Here is a 17,509-nt window from a genome sequence, read left to right on the forward strand (position 1 = left end):
ACTCTAAACCCTAAACTCTAAATCCTAAACAAACACAAAACACAAAACTCAAATACCCAAAGAAAAAATTTTGGATTTTAGGTTTGGGGTGTTTCGGATTTGTTTAGGGCCCTCCTTAAAGAGGTATGCGGAGGCCCACCCCTTGCGGGTAGAGTTTAGTCTGTCTGCCCGCGGCTTCGCTGCGAGGCAAGCCGGTAGGCAGGGATTTAGGACTTAGAGTTTATTTTTCGGACTTGGCCTGTTTTTTGCTCAGATTGATGCGGCCGAGCTCATCGATACTGATGACCTTCACATCGATCTCGTCGCCGATCTTGACGACATCCTCGACGTTCTTGACGTATTTATCGTCGAGTTCCTTGACGTGGCAAAGCCCTTCCTTGTTGGGCAGGATCTCGACAAACGCCCCGAAATTCATGATGCGCTTGACCTTGCCCCTGTAGATCTTGCCGATCTCGGCGTCTTCGGTGAGGCCCTTGATCATGTCGACGGCCCTCTGGGATGCGGCGCTGTCCGTCGATGCCACGAGGACCGAACCGTCATCCTCGACGTCGATGGCGACGCCCGTCAGCTCGATGATCTTGCGGATATTCTTGCCGCCCGGCCCGATCAAATCGCCGATCCGCTCCTGATTGATCTTCAGGTGGATGATCCGCGGCGCGTATTCCGAAAGCTCCTTGCGCGGCGCCTCCAGGACGGCCGTCATCTTATCAAGGATAAAATGACGTGCGGTTCTGGAACGCTCCAGCACTTCGCGGATGATATCAAAATCAATGCCGCTGATCTTCAGGTCCAGCTGGATCGCCGTGATCCCCTTGCGGGTACCGGCGATCTTGAAATCCATGTCCCCGTGATGATCTTCCAGGCCGGCGATATCCGTCAAAAGGAGATGCTTGGAATCCTCTTGCACCAGCCCCATAGCGATCCCTGCGACAGGTTCTTTGATCGGCACGCCCGCATCCATCAAAGACAAAGACGATGCACAGACCGTCGCCATGCTCGAAGACCCATTGGACTCCAGGATCTCGGAAACGACGCGCACGGTGTAAGGGAATTCTTCCGGCGTCGGCATGACCGCCTTCAAGGACTTTTCCGCCAGGGCGCCGTGGCCGATTTCACGCCGGCCGGCCCCCCTGACAGGCTTGACTTCGCCGACAGAAAACGGAGGAAAATTATAATGGAGCATAAACTTCTTATAGCTCTTGCCTTCCAGGGCTTCGATGAGTTGTTCATCCGCACGCGTGCCCAGAGTGGTCACCGCCAGGCTTTGTGTCTGTCCACGGGTAAACAATCCCGAACCGTGCGTCCGCGGCAAATTACCGACCTCACAACTGATGGCACGGACCTCGTCGAATTTGCGGCCGTCTACGCGGCGATTCTCTTCCAGCGCAAGCTTACGGATCTCTTCGCTTTCTATCTCATCCAGGGCTGCCTTAATATCCTTCTCGCTGATCTGGTCTTCCCCCTCTTTCTCAACGCAAAAACGTTCCGTCACATCTTTATAAAGCATCTGGACCGCTTCCATACGCGCTTCTTTCTGAGCGATCTTGCAATTCTCTTTCACGCGATTCATATAAGCGGCTTTGATGCTCTTGACGAGCTCCGGGCTGACGGCGCGGTCTTCATAGCTCATCTTTTCCCGGCCGCACGCCTTAATCAAATCCTCCTGGATCTTAATGGAAACCTGAAGCTGCTCGTGGCCGAATTTCAAGGCTTCATACACCACCGCTTCTTCCAGCCCCTTGGCCTCTCCTTCGATCATGATGACTTTTTTACGGTTGCCCACAACGACCAAGTCCAAGTCGCTCGCTTCGCGCTGGGCATACGTCGGATTAACGACCAGCTTACCATCCACGCGTCCGATACGGACGGCGCCAATCGGCCCTTCAAAAGGAATCTGCGAGATCCCCAGGGCCGCGGAGGCGCCGATAACAGCCAGGACGTCGGGATCATTCTCTGCGTCGCTGGAAAGGACCAGAGCGATCACCTGGACGTCATTCCTGAAACCGCATGGAAATAAGGGACGGACCGGCCTGTCGATGAGGCGCGAGATCAGGATCTCGCTCTCCGATGGACGGCCTTCGCGCTTGAAGAACCCTCCGGGGATCCTGCCTGCGGCATAAGTCTTTTCCTGGTATTCGACGGTCAAAGGAAAAAAATCGATCCCTTCCCTGATGTCCTTGGACACACAGGCCGTCACGAGGACCACCGAATCGCCCATCTGCACGGTCACGGCGCCGTCAGCCTGCTTGGCCAGTTTTCCCGTCGATAAAATCAAATTCTTGTCCCCAAATGGGGCTTCCACTTTTTCGATTTTTGGATTCATAGTCATGATTATTTACGCAGTCCCAGCTTTGAAAGGAGCTCTTCATACTTTTTGGTGTCGTGTTTTTTAAGGTATGAGAGCAGGCGGCGGCGCGTGCTGACCATCTTCAGCAGGCCCTGGCGGGAGTGATGATCTTTCTTGTGGATTTCAAAGTGCTTGGAAAGCTCATTGATCCGTTCAGTCAAAAGGGCGATCTGCACGAATGCAGAACCCGTATCCTTCTCATGAACCTTATAATTGCCGATGATTTCCTTCTTCTTCGTGCTCTCTAACATCCGGTCCTTTCCTCCTGCGCTAGCCCGCTCCTTTGGCAGGCTGTTTTGCCTATTTTTCCATAGGCTTATTTATGTAGGTTGAATTTAACAGGTTCCCAGTATACATTCGAGTCCCCTGTAAGTCAAGGAGTTTTCCTGACTAAGCAATGCTATGCCTCTATCCCGATCTCCTGGTCAAGAAAACCGATCAGCTTCTCGATCTCTTTGGCCGTCTTGTCCGATACCAGGTGGCCGTAAACCGCCTCTTTCTGCAGCGTCCTGACAGTCGCCATCAGGCGCTTCAAGGTCCTGACCCGGCGTTCGGCCTGCGCCTTCTGGGGGTCCTCTTCCTCGCGGATGGAACGCAGCCTCAGACCCATCTGCTTCTTGACCTCCTTGCCTTCCTTTCCGTCCTCAAAAACGCTTTTTTTGAATTCCTGGTAGTCCTCTTCTGTCAGCTCCTTTTGCTTGGCGGCCAGGCGAAGAACATTGACCGCATCGAATGCCGGGATATTGCGGGGATCCGGGGTCTCCTGGGACTGGACGTCTTTGAGGAATTCAGGCTCGTTCTTCTCAAGGAAATAATAGGAATGGAGCAGCTTGGAAGCGGTTTGCTGATGGATACCGATCTCACCCTTACAGTATGCCTCAAAACTCATGCACCCCCATTCCTTATACATCTTATCCTTGTAAACCGTATAAAGGATCTGACCGAGGCCTATCCACGAAGATTTGAAGTTCTTGGCGGCTTCCAGGACCTGGTAACGCAACGAACCAGGCTCCAGCCCCTTCATCTTCTGCTCTAAATTCATGATAGATTTGCTTTTTAAGTCCGACATGGCAACCTCTCTATCTTGAGACAGGCGCAAACCGCCGATCTATGGATTTAATCCTTTCAATTCCCCGGCGACAAACCTGCCGTCTTTCTGAATGAGCCTGCCGTCCAGATACACCTCGCCGTCGCCCCTGAGCATCTTCACGAGGTCCCAGTGCACGCTGGAACGGTTGCCATTGTCCGCATCTTTGTAGGCATGACCCGGTGTCAGGTGGATCGAGCCGCAGATTTTTTCGTCAAAAAGGATATTCTTCATGGGGGCCTTGATGTTCTTGTTGAGGCCGAAGGAAAACTCCCCGATATAGCGGGCGCCGGCATCGGCATCCAGGATCTTCTCCAGTTCCTTTTGCGAGCCGAAACGGCACGAAGCATCCACGATCCTGCCTTTCTTAAACTCAAACCTGACGCCGTCAAACTCCTTGCCGTGATAGAGGCTGGGGACATTATAAGTGATATAGCCCTCGATCGAATCCTTGACAGGAGCGGTGAACACTTCGCCGTCGGGCATATTCCTCAGGCCTTCGCTCTTGACGGCCGGGATACCCTTCTTGGAAAACCTCAGATCCGTGTCCGAAGAGATGATCCTGACCTCGCGGGCCCGCCGGACCATATGCCAGAGCCGTGTGATCTTTTTGGCAAAATCCGGCCAGTCGATATTACAGGCCATAAAATACAAATCCTCGAAAGCCGGCAAGCTCATGCGCGCATCCTGGGCCAGCCCCGCCGTCGGGTAGCGCGTCACGACCCAGCGCGTATGGTCTACGCGCCGGTCGGAAATAGGACGCATAACCTGCTGGCGGCGGACCATCTTGGCCATCTCCAGGGCCGCATAGCTCTGCGTGTTCTCCGTCGCGCTGATGCCGATATAGGCGTTTGCCTTCTTCATGGCGTCCAGGCGGTGTTTCGGAAAATAAGACAACTGCGCCTCGCCGGCCGTCTCGTAGAAAATACGCGTCAGTTCTTCCGTCGAAAAATGATACTCGACATAACGGGCCCCCCTGCGCAGGCATTTCTCATAGACGGCCTCGACCAAAGGCAGGGCCCTGACCCCCGAGAAATCGATGATGACGATGTCGCCTTTCTTGACCGCGGCGGAATAATCCACGAGGATATCCGCCAGTTTATCCACTCTAGGATCTTTCATGATGCCTCCATAAGATGGAAACAAAACGTGAACATATGAACTCAACAAACTCCATCAACTCAAGAAACTTTTTATGGTCAGCCGGTTCACTTTTTTAATTCGGGCTTGGTCTTCATGGACAAGCTGATGCGTTTAAGCTCGGGGTCCGTCTCCAGGACGGTCACGCGCACGACCTGGCCGACATGAACGATATCGGAAGGCTCGCGCACGTAACGGTCGCTAAGCTGCGAGATATGCACGAGGCCGTCCTGATGGACGCCGATATCGACAAAAGCGCCAAAACGGGTGACGTTCGTGACCACACCCTCCAGCTTCATACCTGTCTTCAAATCTTTGATCTCACGCACGGCGTCCTTAAATGTCGCGTAGACAAAAGTCGCGCGCGGATCGCGCGCGGGCTTTTTCAACTCGGCGATGATATCCTTGACCGTGATATCGCCGGCCATCCCGCCGGTATAATCCGAGACCCTCAGCCCGGAGAGACGTTCCGGGTGACGGATGCAATCATCCACCGTCATCTTCAGATCGGCGCACATCTTCTCGACGATAAGATAACTCTCCGGATGGATCGCCGTCGTATCCAGAGGATTTTGCGCCCCGCGGATCCGCAAGAACCCAGCGGCCTGCTCAAAAGTCTTCTCTCCAAAGTTACTGACCTGCATCAGCTCCTGCCGGGACTTGAAGCTCCCACGGGCCTGCCGGTAAGCCACAATATCGCGCGCGGCGCGGGCATTGATGCCCGATACGCGCGACAAAAGCTCCTTGGACGCCAAATTCAGCTCCACGCCGACGTAATTGACGCAACTTTCAACAACATCCTCAAGCTTTTGTTTAAGCTTTTTCTGGTCCACGTCATGCTGGTACTGCCCGACGCCGATGGATTTTGGGTCGATCTTGACGAGTTCGGCCAACGGGTCTTGGAGGCGGCGGCCGATGCTGATGGCGCCGCGCACCGTCACATCCTGCTCGGGAAACTCCTCGGCAGCCACGGGGCTGGCGGAATAGACGGAAGCCCCGGATTCATTGACAACGACGCAGACAGGAACAGGTTTGAGATCCCCCTTGTGCGCCTCGAGGGCCTCGCGGACAAATGCCTCGGTCTCACGGCCCGCGGTGCCGTTGCCGACGGCAATAAGCTCAATGTCATGTTTCTGGCACATCTCAACGACTGTGCGGCCAGCTTTCTCTTTTTCGTGCTGCGGAGCATTGGGGAAGATCGTCTGATACTCCTTGAACTTACCCGTTTTGTCGAGCGCAGCCACCTTGCAACCTGTGACAAAACCGGGATCGACGGCCAAGACAGGCCTCATGCCCGCCGGAGGGCTTAAAAGTAATTCCCGCAGGTTCTTCTCAAAAATATGAATAGCCACGTCATCCGCCGCCTCTTTGCAGGCGACGCGCACATCGGCAGACAGTGACGCACGCATCAACCGCTCATAGGCGTCATCGCAGGCATTTTTGAGAAAATCGGCGACAGCCCCCGGCGGAAGCCGGACTTCTTTATTCCATAGCTCATTGAGAATGGGCGTCTTGTCAACAACCAGCTGCATCGCCAAAACCTCCTCCGTCTCCCCGCGCATGATCGCAAGCAAGTTATGAGACGAGATGGATTTGACGGACGCCTCGAAATTATAATACATCTCGAACTTTGTCTTCTTGCCTTCGAAACCCACGCGCGGCCGTGAATGAAAGCGTCCGTTCTCAGAAAAGAACTTCCGGACAAAATCCCGGTGCTCAGGCCTCTCGCTGACTTCCTCGGCGATAATGTCCGAGGCGCCGGCAAGGGCCTCTTCGGCATTCAAAACGCCTTTTTCGGCGCAAATATATCTGACGGCCATCGCCGGGAGGTCGGCCTCCGGATCTGTGAGCATCCTGATCTCGTCCGCCAGCGCCTGCAGACCCTTTTCCCGCGCCACGGTCGCTCGCGTGCGCCTCTTGGGCTTGAACGGCAGATACAGGTCTTCGAGCTCGACCGAAGACAGGCACTGTTCGATCTTTTCCTTAAGCTCCGGCGTCAGCTTATTCAGTTCGGCGATCGTCTTTAAGACGGTACCTTTGCGCTCCTCCAGGGCTACCAGATAGCTGAATCTCTCGGCGAATGCACGCAAGACCACCTCATCGCAATTTCCGGTCTGGTCTTTGCGGTAACGGGCGATGAATGGGACTGTCGCCTTTTCATGAAACAGCTTCAGGATGTTCCGCGTGTGCTCCGTCGTGAGCTTAAACTCTTTCTCAAGGATGCGGGGGATGTCCAACATACAGATCTTCCATTCAGATAATGAACCTACTCCCCGGGCTGAAGCCCGGGGTTTCTTTCCTGCATGATCCCGCCAGTTTGCTTCGCAAACTTCCGGCGGGATAATCTTCGCCGCATTCATCCCCGGCTTGAAAGCTGGGGATTTCTGCGTCTCGATTAAAAGCGCTTGATCACAGTGACGGTCGTATCCAACTGCCCGTTGGTCTTCGGCCGAACGATGGTCACGGTCCCGTCCTCAGCGGCGAAGTACAGATTCATATCGGAAACAGCAACGAGTTTGCCGTATCTGGCCGGCAAGGACGGTTTCATGACACTCTCGGCATAATTGGAATCAGAGTCAAAACTATACTGGGCCCTCAATTCGCCGACACCGGCGACGGTAAATAAGACGCCCGCCATAAAACCTAAAACGACGTAAAGCAACTTCTTAACCATAAGCCCTCCATTTTCGCCGTGCATCCCACGTTAAAAGCTTCCGATAGCATGACAAGTCTGCCAAAAGCAACACTTCCCTCATCCCTCTTCGTCATACTTCTGGCAACGCAATGATTTCTTCCGGGCGCGTCTTTTCTTCCACTCCAGCGTCCGTTCCTTGGCCGCCCGCGTCTTATGCGTCGCCACCCTCTCTTTGGCCGGCCGATGGAGGATATCCAATTTATGGACCAACTGTTCAAGCGCCAAGGCCTTATTGGCGGCCAGAGACCGCCGCTTCTGGGCCACAACGACGATGCCGCTTGGCATATGCGTCAGCCGCACGGCCGTAAAACGCTTGTTCTTATGCTGGCCGCCCGGTCCTGAGCTTTTAAAAACCTCAAAAGCGATATCTTGGCGCCTGATTTGTATCCGCATGGGGGTATTTTAGCAGTCCACGGTCAATAGTCAACCCCGTTAGAAAGGCTCCATCCTTAAATAACATTTCAAAATTTACTGTCTACCTCTACTATCTACTGTGCACTCCGATCTGGCGGAGGCAATGGAGGCGAAGGCCGTTCTATTTTCCTCGGCGCGAATACTCTCGTGCATCCTCGTGGTAAGTTTTTCTTGACAAGGGAGCGTCCATCAGTATAATTTGAGAGTCTTACGAACACGAAGGATCAACAAGAGGAAGCCATGTCAAAAGTATGCGTAGTTTGCGAAAAACGCAGCGTCATCGGCGGGCACACGGCCAGGCGCGGTATGGCCAGGATCAAAGGCGGCGCAGGCCGCAAGATCACAGGCCGCTCCAAGAGGGCGTTTAAGACAAACGTCCACAAGATCAAGATCGTTGACGCCAAGGGCCGCGTCACCTCGGCTTATGTGTGCGCCAAATGCCTGAAAGCAGGAAAGGTAAAAAAGGCGCGATAGGTTCCATAACTCCGAAGAAAAAAGACTTAAAAAAATGACCACGAAAATGTGGTCATTTTTTTATTCATGGGATCTCAGGATTCCATTTTCCGGAGAAACCAACACCGCTGCAGAACAGAGTCCTCTGACGGCGTAAAGAATTTTCTAACTCGAAGGCCTGAGGTCTTTAAGCTCCATCTGCAGCGGTGTATGGGGATTCCATTCGTCCCAACCCAGGCTATACGCCGCATCCACGCGGTTTGACGCGCTCACAAGGCCAAGAAAATCCCCCATGCCGAAACCAATGGCCTCATAAGTTACCTCTCCGTCGCTCACCCAAAACTTGATCGAGTTCTTGCCGACGAGAATGGGTTTGCTCTTGACCAAAAGATTGAAGCTTGCAAAAATCGGCCTGTGATTGCCCTCGCCGTAAGGGCTCAAAAAATCGATCTGGCGCATCAGGTCTTTTGTGACCAAAGACAGAGGGATCTGGGCGTCGATCTCCAGGACCGGCGCCAGACGTCCCCGGCCAAGGGATTTCCTGGCAATATCGTTCAGGAGACCTTTGAATTTTCCGATATCCTGCCGTGCCAACGAAAGACCAGCGGCATACTTGTGTCCTCCGTATTCCTTGAGGCATGAGGCGCATTGAACGAGGGCCTCATAGATATGGAAATTATGGACAGAGCGCGCCGAACCGCGGCCGATATCATCCTGAAGGGAAATAATCACGGCGGGACGATAAAATCGGTCGACGATCTTGGAGGCGACGATCCCCAAAACGCCCGGATGCCAGTCCTCGTGGCACAGAACGATGATAAAATCCTTGTCGAAATCCACGTCCCGTTCGATCAAATCCATCGCCTGTTGAAAAACCTTCTCCTCTGTTTTCTGGCGCATACGGTTGTGGTCGTTCAAGGTGCCTGCCAAACGCTGGGCCTCGCGGCTGTCCTGCGTCAACAGCAGGTCCAGGGACGCGTGCGCCGAATCCATGCGGCCGCTCGCATTGAGCCGCGGCGCCAGCACAAAACTGATGGAATGCGTCGAAAGCTTTTTGGCCTGCGCATCAAGGCCCGCCGCCTCCATGAGGGACGTCAGCCCATGGCGCTTAGTATTGTTGAGGGCATCCAAACCATGCTTAACAAGGATCCTGTTCTCTCCCTGCAGGGGGACAACGTCGGCGACCGTGCCCAGCGCCGCCAGGTCCAGATACTGACGCTCGCCTCCGGCCGACAAAGCCTGCACCAGCTTAAACGCAAGGCCCACGCTCGCCAAGTCCCTGAACGGATAAGGACATCCTGCCTGTTTGGGATTGACGATCGCCAAGGCGGCAGGCAGGCCTTCAGCAGGGGGCTCATGATGGTCGACGATGATGACATCAATGCCTTTCTTATTCAAGGCATCTGTTTCCGCAAAAGCCGTAATACCGCAGTCAAGCGAAACAAAGACGGAGGCGCCGAAAGCCCCGGCTTCTTCGACGGCTTCCGGGTTCAGGCCGTATCCGTCCCGAACCCTGTGAGGCAAATAATGGCCGACGCTCACGCCCAGCCGCCGCAGCTCGCTCTCCAGGATCGTGCAGGAGGTGACGCCGTCGACGTCGAAATCCGTCGCAATAAAGACCTTTTCTTTTTTTTCGACGGCCCGGCGCAGACGCCCGGCCGCCTCCTTCATCCCCTTCATCAGGAAAGGATCGTGGAGATCGGCAAGGCTGGAACGCAAAAAGGCCTCCGCCTTGGCCTTGTCCGTCAATCCCCTGTTGATCAGGATCTGGGCAAAAAGCCCGCTCGTGGATAAATCGCGGCTTAAAGAGTTCTTAAGCGCAATATCGGGTTCTTTGATCTTCCATGTTTTTTGCATGTTTGAAAGAGTTCCGGAACAAAATCAAGGAAGGCCTCAGGACAGATGCGCCGAGAACATGTTCATAAGAAAACCCTTCGGCAACCTCAAAATAGATCCAGGTAAGCCTCAGAGTCAACCCATATTCCCCGGCCTCGGCCTGCCCTTCGGGCAAGGCCAGGGCCGGAGCTTGTTTCGGGTTACTCTAAGCGGCCACAACATTCTTGCGCCCTAAAGGGCGGAGCTTTAGGCCGCGCAGAGTGAAAAACGGCTGTGCCGTTTTTCACATCCTCTCGGGGGCTGTCACGCCGAGCATCTTCAGGCCGCAGGCCAAGACGATCTTGACCGCCCGGATGAGATAAAGACGGGCGGCGGTCAGCGCCGCATCATCGGAAAGGACCTTGTGACGGTCGTAGAAACGATGGAAAGACGAAGCCAGGGACTGCAGATAAACAGTCAGACTGTAAGGGTCGAGCTGTTTGGCGCACACCAAAAGGCAGAACGGATATTCCAAAAGCGAGCGCATCAGGTCTTTTTCTTCGGGCTGGCCCAGGAGCGCCAGGTCGAGCCCTGCATCCTGTCTTTTGTCCGCGCTGTTCAAGATACCCGAGATGCGCGCATGGGCGTATTGGACGTAATAAACGGGGTTCTCGGACGTCTGTTTCTTCGCCAGCTCCAGGTCGAAATCCAGATGGCTGTCGGTCTTGCGCATCAAAAAGAAGAAGCGGCCGGCATCCCGGCCCACCTCTTCCAGGAGCTCTGTCAACGTCACATATTGCCCTTTTCGCGTCGACATGGGCACGGGCACGCCGCCGCGGAAGAGCGTCGCCAGCTGGACGATGATGACATCCATGGCCTCTTCGTCGTGGCCCAGGGCCTGGATCGCCGCCTTCATGCGGGGGATGTAACCGTGGTGGTCCGGCCCCCAGATGTTGACCAGATGCGCGAACCCTCTTTGAAATTTATCCTTGTGATAAGCGATATCCGGCGTCAGGTACGTATAGGCGCCGTCCGATTTGCGTACGACCCTGTCCTTGTCGTCGCCGAAGGCCGTCGATTTAAACCAGACGGCCCCCTCGGACTCATAAATATATCCCTTGGCCTTCAGCTCCTCTAAGGCCTCCTCGACTTTTCCCGATGCGCCGAGCGCCTTCTGACTGTACCAGACGTCAAAAGAGACCCCGAAATCATCCAATTCCTTGCGGATAACAGCCATGATCTTCTGCGTGCCGTATTCCATAAAAAAGGAATCCCGGACTTCCTCGGACATCCCGTCTATCTTGCCGCGCATGGCGGGATCGTTGAAGAGTTCGGCGGCCAGGTCCCCGATATAATCGCCCTGATAATGGTCCTCTGGAAAATCGACCGTCTCGCCCTTCTTCTCGCAATAACGCAGCCAGATGGAACGGCCGAGGATGCGGATCTGGTTGCCTTCGTCATTAAGATAGTATTCCCGCGTCACCTCGTAGCCCACGGCGCCGAGAACGTTGGCCAGAGCGTCGCCTACCGCGGCCTGACGCGCATGCGCGATCGAAAGAGCGCCCGTAGGATTGGCGCTGACGAATTCCAGAAGAAGCCGGCCCCTGCCGCCCGCATCCGTCCTGCCGAACCCCTCCTCCTCTTCATTGATCGAACGCAAAAGGTCCTGATAGACCCGGTCCGACAGGAAGATATTGATGAAGCCGGCGCCCTTGATTTCGGTGTGATGGATGAGCGTCGCGCCCTCCTTGCGGGCCAGGCGTTCGAGTTCCTCGATGATCGCAGCGGCGACCGCCTGGGGTTTTGTGCGCAGGAAAGACGAGAGCTTCATGGCGATGCTGCAAGAAAGATCCCCGAAGGATTTCTCCTTGGGGATCTCCAAAATTGCAGCATCGAGGATATGTTGGGGAACTTGATGTCCGGCGGAAGAAACGCTACAGACGGCTGCGACGCTTCTTTTAAGGAGTGACAGGAGTTGTTTTTCGACTTCCTCGAACATTTACTTTCTTCGCGTCCGCCCACAATCTGTCTAAGCTGTAGTAGTCACGGACGTCTTTAAAAAAAATGTGGATAACTATGTCGGAATAATCCAACAGTATCCACACGCCTTCGCGTTTTCCTTCGACCGATTTCAGCACCAGGCCGTGCTGGTCGAACGTCTCTTCGATGAGCTCCGCGATCGCCGCCGCCCGCCGTTGCGAAGCGGCGCTGCAGATGACAAAATAATCGCAGAAGTTTGCCACCTTCCTCATATCAAGCACAACGACGTCTTCTGCTTTCCTCTCTTCTGCGAGCCTGGCCGCCAAGAGAGCCTTTTTTCTGGCTTCTATGTGACACCCTCCTGTTGAAAAATACCCGGGGTCTAGAGGATATTACTTACCAAGGATCTTAAACATGGACGTACCGCAATTGGCGCATTTTCCCTTCATGGCTTTGCGGCCGTTCTTCATGGTCTGCTCTTTGGTATCCTTCATTTCCCTCTTCGACTTGCATTTGACGCAATAACCTTCCATATTCTGCCTCCTGTTGTCTGGAGCCCCATAGGCCCGTGTTCGCCTGGGGCGACGTCCCTATCCGCCATGATGATGCCGCGGCTTTCCCTGCGGAATTCTGGCAAAAGGGATAAACGGATAACTATGCCTTGTTTATTTTTACCATAACTCAAAAGTCATGTCAAATTGTTTTAGCCTGCCGCAGGCCGGGCGGAGGTATTTTACCGTTCGGCCGCCATCTGGCGTATCTTCTCCTGGCAGGCGTCGACGCCCGGCCCGACCGCTGCCACGTGCAGGCGGCGCCAGGAGATCATCTCTTCGGCAACGCGGAGGATATCCGCCGCAGTGGTGCGCTCGATCTGCCGCCTGATCTCCTCCTTGGTCTGAAGGAAACCCAGGTTCATCAGGGAATCTCCGACCCAAAGCATATGCTCCATGGTGTCGTCCAGCGCCATTTCCGACTGGGCGGTCAGGAAATCCTTGGCCCGGCGCAGTTCGGCCGCAGAAACCTTCTGTTGCCTGATACGGTCGAGCTCCTGGAAGATCACCCGGGAGGCCTCCAAGAGGTTGCGGCTGTCGATTCCGGCATGGACAAAGAAGACGCCGGTATCCCTCAACCTTTTGACGTGGCTGGCGATCTCGTAAGCCAGCCCCTTTTTCTCCCGGACCTCGTTAAACAGGCGGCTGGACATATTGCCGCCAAGGATGACGTGGATAAGCCCTTGGGCGAAGCGGTCGCGGTGAGCGCGCCATAAAGAAGGAAAACCGATATGGATATGCGTCTGCTCGATATCCTTGGCGACCAGCTTGATCTGCGGCCCCTGATGATGCGCCGCAAAAGGCTCGACGCGGCCGACGGCCGCAATCTTGAGACCGGCATACAGCCTCTCGACAGCATCCTCCAGGAGCTCCTCATCCAGGGCGCCGGCGCAGGCGATCACGATATTGGCCGGGCTGTACCACTGTCCGTGATACGCCGAGAGGATGTTTGAGCTGATCGCCTTCACGGTCTCGATGGAACCGGCGATATTGCGTCCCAAGGGGTGATGCGGCCACAAAAGCTCGTCAAAGACCTCCGCGACCTGGAACTGCGGCAGGTCCTTATACATCTTGATCTCTTCGATGATAACGGTCCTCTCCTTCTCGATGTCGGACTCCTTCAATACAGGATGGAGAACCATATCCGAGAGGACGCCGAAGACTTTCTTGAGATGGCGGCCGAGGAATTTGGCGTAATAGCAGGTGTTTTCTTCGGAAGTGAAGGCATTGAGGGCCCCTCCCAGGCCCTCGATGGATTCCTTGATCTGGTCGCCGGTATATTTTTTGGACCCCTTGAACAGGAGGTGTTCCAGAAAATGGCTGACGCCGTTCGTGGCCGCAGGTTCGTTGCGCGACCCTGCATTGACCCAGAAACCGAGGGCGACGGAAGAAACCCCCTCCATCTTGCGATACACCAGCCGCACACCGTTGCCGTACTCGCGGATCTTATACATGGGTTCCCTTAAGACTCCTGACAAAAGCCGCGGTCCGCGCGGCATAATCCTTTAACCTCAGGCCTTCACGGATTTTGTTCACCACGGCGCTGCCTACGATGACGCCGTCACAATAACGCCCAAGCTCCCTGACCTGTTTCGGCGAAGAAACTCCGAAACCCACGCACACAGGCGTCTCCCCTGCGATCCTTTTTGCAGCCGCAAGGCGTGCCTTGAGGTCGGGCGGCAGTTTGCGCCGCGCCCCGGTAACGCCGACGAGAGAAACAAAATAGATAAAACCCCTGGCTTGGGCGGCGATGGTCCGGGCGCGCGCCGGCGGCGTCGTAGGAGAAATAAAAAGCACCACGGCCAACCCCTTCCTGCGGGCTTCGGCCTGAAAATCCTTTTCTTCCTGCGGGGGCAAATCCGGGATGATAACACCGTCAAGCCCCGCCTTCAGCGCATCGGTGACAAAACGTCTGGGCCCGTATTGCAGCACGGGGTTGAAATACGTCATGGCGACCAACGGGATCTGCGTGCGGCGGCGCAGCCGTCCGACAAGACCCAGGACATCTTTAAGGGTCACACCTTTTTTGAGCGCCTCAAAAGAAGACATCTGGATGACGGGCCCGTCGGCAATGGGGTCTGAAAACGGCACGCCCAGCTCGACCACGTCGGCGCCGGCAGACTCCAACCCCAGGACGATCTTCTCCGTTGCGCCAAGACCGGGATAACCCGCCGTTACAAACGGGATCAGCGCCCGCCGGCCTCTTTTTTTCAGTTTTCTGAACGTCGCATCAATGCGATTCATGGCTCAATGTATTGGCGTCCTTATCGCCGCGACCCGAAAGACAGACAATCACGATATCGTTCTTCTTTAAATGCTTTGCCAGCTTCGGCAGATAGGCCAGCGCGTGCGAAGACTCAAGCGCCGGAATGATCCCTTCCGTCTTCGACAGGAGCCCAAAGGCCTCGATAGCTTCGCGGTCCGTAACGGCCGCATATTGCGCGCGGCCTGTCTGGCGGTAATAAGCATGTTCCGGCCCGACGCCCGGATAATCCAGGCCCGCGGCCACGGAATGCGCAATCTTGACCTGCCCGTCCTTGTCCTGGAGGAGAAAACTCTTGGCGCCATGCAGGACGCCGACGCGCCCCGCGACCAGGGTTGCGGAATGACGCCCCGTCTTGAGACCGAAACCCGCGGCCTCGACGCCCAGAAACCTGACGGACCTGTCGTTATAAAACGGATGAAAAAGCCCGATGGAATTACTGCCGCCGCCGACGCAGGCCACGAGATATTTCGGCAGGCGGCCTTCGATCTTCAGGACCTGCTGCCTGGCCTCCTTGCCGATGACGGTCTGGAAATCGCGGACCATTTCCGGATAGGGATGCGGCCCGCCTACGGAACCCAAAAGATAATATGTCGTCTTGACGTTCGTCACCCAGTCGCGGATGGCCTCGGACATGGCGTCTTTAAGGGTCCTGGATCCGCTGGTCACGGGCACGACGCGGGCGCCCAGCAGTTTCATACGGTAAACGTTCAGCGCCTGGCGTTCCATGTCCTCGGTGCCCATATAGACGTGGCATTCCAGGCCGAAAAGCGCGCACACCGTCGCCGTCGCGACCCCGTGCTGGCCGGCGCCGGTCTCGGCAACGATCCTCTTCTTGCCCATGCGCCGGGCGAGCAACCCTTGAGCCAGGGCATTATTGATCTTATGCGATCCCGTATGGAGGAGGTCTTCGCGCTTGAGATAAATCCTTCCACGGCCCAGGACCGAACTCAATTGTTTGCAAAAATACAACGGCGTCGGCCGGCCGGCATAATGACGCAAATAATATTCCACCTCGCGCTTAAAGGACGCGTCCCGGCGCAACCGCCGGTAAGCCGCCTCCAGGTCTCTTAGAGGCGTCATCAGCGTCTCCGGCATGTATTGTCCGCCGAAGACCCCGTAATGTCCGTTTTTGTCTGGTAATAATGGTTTCATTTTGCCTCTTCAATGAGCGCATTATTTACGTCATTATATTCCGTAAATCATGGCCTCATTTGACCTCTTTTTCCTCTTTAGATTCTGTCTTTGCTTCCTGGACGACGGTCCCCGCACTCTTAGTCTCATGCCTTGCTTCCTGTTTTGCTGCAGGGACTACGGCGGCCTCTTCCTGGCTGCCGGCATACTTGAACTTAAATGCCGCCTTGGAAAGCTTGCCGAAAAGCTCCAGGTCCTGCTTGAGGAGCGGCGCCGGTTCGATGATACGCGAAAAACCCTCCCAGACGCCAAACCATCCCAAGGGCATCAGGATGATGGCGATCAGCTCCAGGGCCAGTTTATCGAGCATCTGAAAATATGTCAGCATGGTCAGGGATGACAAAGATGCAATACCCCCGACGACAAACAAAGACCCTTTGCGGATCGCCAGCGCGATCTCTTTCTGAAGCGACAGGTGACGGAACTTAAAATACTGCTTGAGACGCTTGTTCACCAGCTTCTCGGTCACCTCGTCCTTCAAAGAAGCCGGCGCGTAGATCGTGATGACAAACTCGCCCCTCTGCGTCTCGCGATATCTCTTTTTTAATTCCGAGAGAAAATCCTCGGAAAGGATGCGCTGGTCGATGGGGCTGGGGTCGAAGTCGGAGAATACGTCGTCCCAGGAATCAATCGCAATGGATATCTCCTGAATATCCTTGATATGCTCTTCAATCTCCGCAGTCTTTTCAGGTTTTTCGGGCATTGTCGTCAAGGAGGCAGGAAACCAAAAAAAGAAAAACGAAAATCGACAATCGAAAATAGACCGCAATCGAGAAAAACTTCCTAATATCTCATCTCGATTTTCGATTCTCGATTGCTCTGCATTAAATTTTTGCAGAGCAAAAATTTAATGCCCAGAGAGGGAATTGAACCCCCGACGCGTCGCTTGCGCTCCCCATAGGAGACAACCTACGGTTTTCTCCTATGGCGTCCGCCTTAACACTGAAGGCGGACTGTCACCTCTTTCCCTCAAAAATATGGAATTGAGGGAAGGTTTCCCTCAAACTCCCTTCATGCGTCTATGATTCAAACTCGTCTTGAACCAATACGTCGAGAAAATAAAAGTGCCCAGAGAGGGAATTGAACCCCCGACGCATGGATTTTCAGTCCATCGCTCTACCGACTGAGCTATCTGGGCGATGATCACAAAAAACAGACTTATATCAAAATCTATGTCGGTCGGGACCGACTTCCGCCTCGGCCTTGCCCTCGGCCTGCCCTTCGGGCAAGGCCAGGGCGGACCAGCCTACGGCTGGGAGCTATCTGGGCAGGACATTGCCAAAATATGCGCTAAAATTTTTTCGAAGAAAAAATTTATGCCGGGAGAGGGAGTTTTCCTCCCCCGCCTCGCATTCGCTCGGCTCCACCGGAACCGGGCGCCCCTCGCTCGAACCAGTGGCGCTCAGGGTCGCCTTCAACTCCCGTTCTGCTGTAATCTATCCTTTTCGTCGAACACAAATACTATAGCTAAAAAAATGCCGGGAGAGGGAGTTGAACCCTCAAGCCCTTACGAGCGTAGCGCCCTGAACGCTATGTGTTTGCCAATTTCACCATCCCGGCGTTAAGCAGC

At 55.0% G+C, this 17,509-nt stretch carries 16 protein-coding genes and 2 tRNA genes; 1 reads left to right on the forward strand and 17 read right to left on the reverse strand.

Annotated features, from left to right (window positions below; translation table 11 throughout):
• Positions 1-220: 220 nt before the first annotated feature.
• From pnp to BU251_RS05870, 7 genes are all read right to left on the reverse strand, one after another.
• Complete coding sequence (gene pnp, locus BU251_RS05840) at positions 221-2,323, reverse strand: polyribonucleotide nucleotidyltransferase (RefSeq protein ID WP_128700116.1); 2,103 nt, start codon at positions 2,321-2,323, stop codon at positions 221-223.
• 8 nt (positions 2,324-2,331) lie between these two features.
• Entirely contained in the window at positions 2,332-2,598 is a 267-nt protein-coding gene (rpsO, locus tag BU251_RS05845) for a 30S ribosomal protein S15 (protein WP_128700118.1), read from the reverse strand.
• 149 nt (positions 2,599-2,747) lie between these two features.
• Positions 2,748-3,416, reverse strand: coding sequence for a hypothetical protein (locus BU251_RS05850; RefSeq protein ID WP_128700120.1), 669 nt, complete (start codon positions 3,414-3,416; stop codon positions 2,748-2,750).
• 39 nt (positions 3,417-3,455) lie between these two features.
• Entirely contained in the window at positions 3,456-4,556 is a 1,101-nt protein-coding gene (locus BU251_RS05855) for an aminopeptidase (RefSeq protein ID WP_128700122.1), read from the reverse strand.
• An 86-nt stretch (positions 4,557-4,642) separates the two neighbouring features.
• The gene (locus BU251_RS05860) at positions 4,643-6,814 is read right to left on the reverse strand and encodes a Tex family protein (RefSeq protein ID WP_128700123.1); all 2,172 of its coding nucleotides are present in this window, start codon (positions 6,812-6,814) and stop codon (positions 4,643-4,645) included.
• 155 nt (positions 6,815-6,969) lie between these two features.
• The gene (locus BU251_RS05865) at positions 6,970-7,248 is read right to left on the reverse strand and encodes a hypothetical protein (RefSeq protein WP_128700125.1); all 279 of its coding nucleotides are present in this window, start codon (positions 7,246-7,248) and stop codon (positions 6,970-6,972) included.
• A 78-nt stretch (positions 7,249-7,326) separates the two neighbouring features.
• Positions 7,327-7,662 carry a peptide chain release factor family protein gene (locus BU251_RS05870; RefSeq protein ID WP_128700126.1) on the reverse strand — a complete coding sequence of 112 codons (336 nt, stop codon included), beginning with the start codon at positions 7,660-7,662 and terminating at the stop codon, positions 7,327-7,329.
• 261 nt (positions 7,663-7,923) lie between these two features.
• Between BU251_RS05870 and BU251_RS05875 the strand changes: the two genes are divergently transcribed.
• Entirely contained in the window at positions 7,924-8,157 is a 234-nt protein-coding gene (locus BU251_RS05875) for a large ribosomal subunit protein bL28 (protein ID WP_128700128.1), read from the forward strand.
• Between the two features lie 144 nt (positions 8,158-8,301).
• On the opposite strand, the gene recJ is transcribed toward BU251_RS05875, so the two are convergent.
• From recJ to BU251_RS05920, 10 genes are all read right to left on the reverse strand, one after another.
• Positions 8,302-9,993 (reverse strand): single-stranded-DNA-specific exonuclease RecJ, encoded by a 1,692-nt coding sequence (gene recJ / locus BU251_RS05880; protein WP_128700130.1) that lies wholly within the window; start codon positions 9,991-9,993, stop codon positions 8,302-8,304.
• Positions 9,994-10,255: 262 nt separating this feature from the next.
• Positions 10,256-11,950: an arginine--tRNA ligase gene (gene argS, locus BU251_RS05885; RefSeq protein ID WP_128700132.1), complete on the reverse strand. Its 1,695-nt coding sequence runs from the start codon at positions 11,948-11,950 to the stop codon at positions 10,256-10,258.
• Positions 11,910-12,257 (reverse strand): ribosome silencing factor, encoded by a 348-nt coding sequence (gene rsfS / locus BU251_RS05890; protein WP_164908888.1) that lies wholly within the window; start codon positions 12,255-12,257, stop codon positions 11,910-11,912. Before rsfS ends, argS begins: the two co-directional genes overlap by 41 nt.
• Positions 12,258-12,323: 66 nt before the next feature.
• Positions 12,324-12,464, reverse strand: a complete 141-nt coding sequence (locus BU251_RS09430) for a DUF5679 domain-containing protein (RefSeq protein WP_164908889.1) — start codon at positions 12,462-12,464, stop codon at positions 12,324-12,326.
• 200 nt (positions 12,465-12,664) lie between these two features.
• Entirely contained in the window at positions 12,665-13,936 is a 1,272-nt protein-coding gene (locus BU251_RS05895; protein ID WP_164908890.1) for a M16 family metallopeptidase, read from the reverse strand.
• Positions 13,929-14,726 carry a tryptophan synthase subunit alpha gene (gene trpA, locus BU251_RS05900; protein WP_128700135.1) on the reverse strand — a complete coding sequence of 266 codons (798 nt, stop codon included), beginning with the start codon at positions 14,724-14,726 and terminating at the stop codon, positions 13,929-13,931. The genes BU251_RS05895 and trpA overlap by 8 nt, the downstream gene beginning before the upstream one ends.
• A complete protein-coding gene (trpB, locus tag BU251_RS05905; RefSeq protein WP_128700136.1) occupies positions 14,713-15,900 on the reverse strand; it encodes a tryptophan synthase subunit beta in 1,188 nt (395 codons plus the stop codon). Before trpB ends, trpA begins: the two co-directional genes overlap by 14 nt.
• A 55-nt stretch (positions 15,901-15,955) precedes the next feature.
• Positions 15,956-16,642 (reverse strand): hypothetical protein, encoded by a 687-nt coding sequence (locus tag BU251_RS05910; RefSeq protein WP_128700137.1) that lies wholly within the window; start codon positions 16,640-16,642, stop codon positions 15,956-15,958.
• A 362-nt stretch (positions 16,643-17,004) separates the two neighbouring features.
• A tRNA-Phe gene (locus BU251_RS05915) sits at positions 17,005-17,077 on the reverse strand.
• A 338-nt stretch (positions 17,078-17,415) separates the two neighbouring features.
• Positions 17,416-17,499: transfer RNA gene (locus BU251_RS05920), tRNA-Leu, on the reverse strand.
• Between the last annotated feature and the right edge of the window lie 10 nt (positions 17,500-17,509).

This window comes from Candidatus Velamenicoccus archaeovorus (assembly GCF_004102945.1).
GTDB classification, from domain to species: Bacteria; Omnitrophota; Gorgyraeia; order Velamenicoccales; family Velamenicoccaceae; genus Velamenicoccus; species Velamenicoccus archaeovorus.

Excerpts from the sequence above, each read along its gene's own strand:
- BU251_RS05895 (WP_164908890.1), bottom strand. The coding sequence starts at position 13,936 with ATGTATAAGATCCGCGAGTACGGCAACGGTGTGCGGCTGGTGTATCGC.
- pnp (WP_128700116.1), bottom strand. The coding sequence starts at position 2,323 with ATGAATCCAAAAATCGAAAAAGTGGAAGCCCCATTTGGGGACAAGAAT.
- argS (WP_128700132.1), bottom strand. The coding sequence starts at position 11,950 with ATGTTCGAGGAAGTCGAAAAACAACTCCTGTCACTCCTTAAAAGAAGC.
- trpB (WP_128700136.1), bottom strand. The coding sequence starts at position 15,900 with ATGAAACCATTATTACCAGACAAAAACGGACATTACGGGGTCTTCGGC.
- BU251_RS05855 (WP_128700122.1), bottom strand. The coding sequence starts at position 4,556 with ATGAAAGATCCTAGAGTGGATAAACTGGCGGATATCCTCGTGGATTAT.
- BU251_RS05850 (WP_128700120.1), bottom strand. The coding sequence starts at position 3,416 with ATGTCGGACTTAAAAAGCAAATCTATCATGAATTTAGAGCAGAAGATG.
- BU251_RS05875 (WP_128700128.1), top strand. The coding sequence starts at position 7,924 with ATGTCAAAAGTATGCGTAGTTTGCGAAAAACGCAGCGTCATCGGCGGG.
- rpsO (WP_128700118.1), bottom strand. The coding sequence starts at position 2,598 with ATGTTAGAGAGCACGAAGAAGAAGGAAATCATCGGCAATTATAAGGTT.
- BU251_RS05860 (WP_128700123.1), bottom strand. The coding sequence starts at position 6,814 with ATGTTGGACATCCCCCGCATCCTTGAGAAAGAGTTTAAGCTCACGACG.
- trpA (WP_128700135.1), bottom strand. The coding sequence starts at position 14,726 with ATGAATCGCATTGATGCGACGTTCAGAAAACTGAAAAAAAGAGGCCGG.
- BU251_RS09430 (WP_164908889.1), bottom strand. The coding sequence starts at position 12,464 with ATGGAAGGTTATTGCGTCAAATGCAAGTCGAAGAGGGAAATGAAGGAT.
- BU251_RS05910 (WP_128700137.1), bottom strand. The coding sequence starts at position 16,642 with ATGCCCGAAAAACCTGAAAAGACTGCGGAGATTGAAGAGCATATCAAG.
- BU251_RS05870 (WP_128700126.1), bottom strand. The coding sequence starts at position 7,662 with ATGCGGATACAAATCAGGCGCCAAGATATCGCTTTTGAGGTTTTTAAA.
- BU251_RS05865 (WP_128700125.1), bottom strand. The coding sequence starts at position 7,248 with ATGGTTAAGAAGTTGCTTTACGTCGTTTTAGGTTTTATGGCGGGCGTC.
- recJ (WP_128700130.1), bottom strand. The coding sequence starts at position 9,993 with ATGCAAAAAACATGGAAGATCAAAGAACCCGATATTGCGCTTAAGAAC.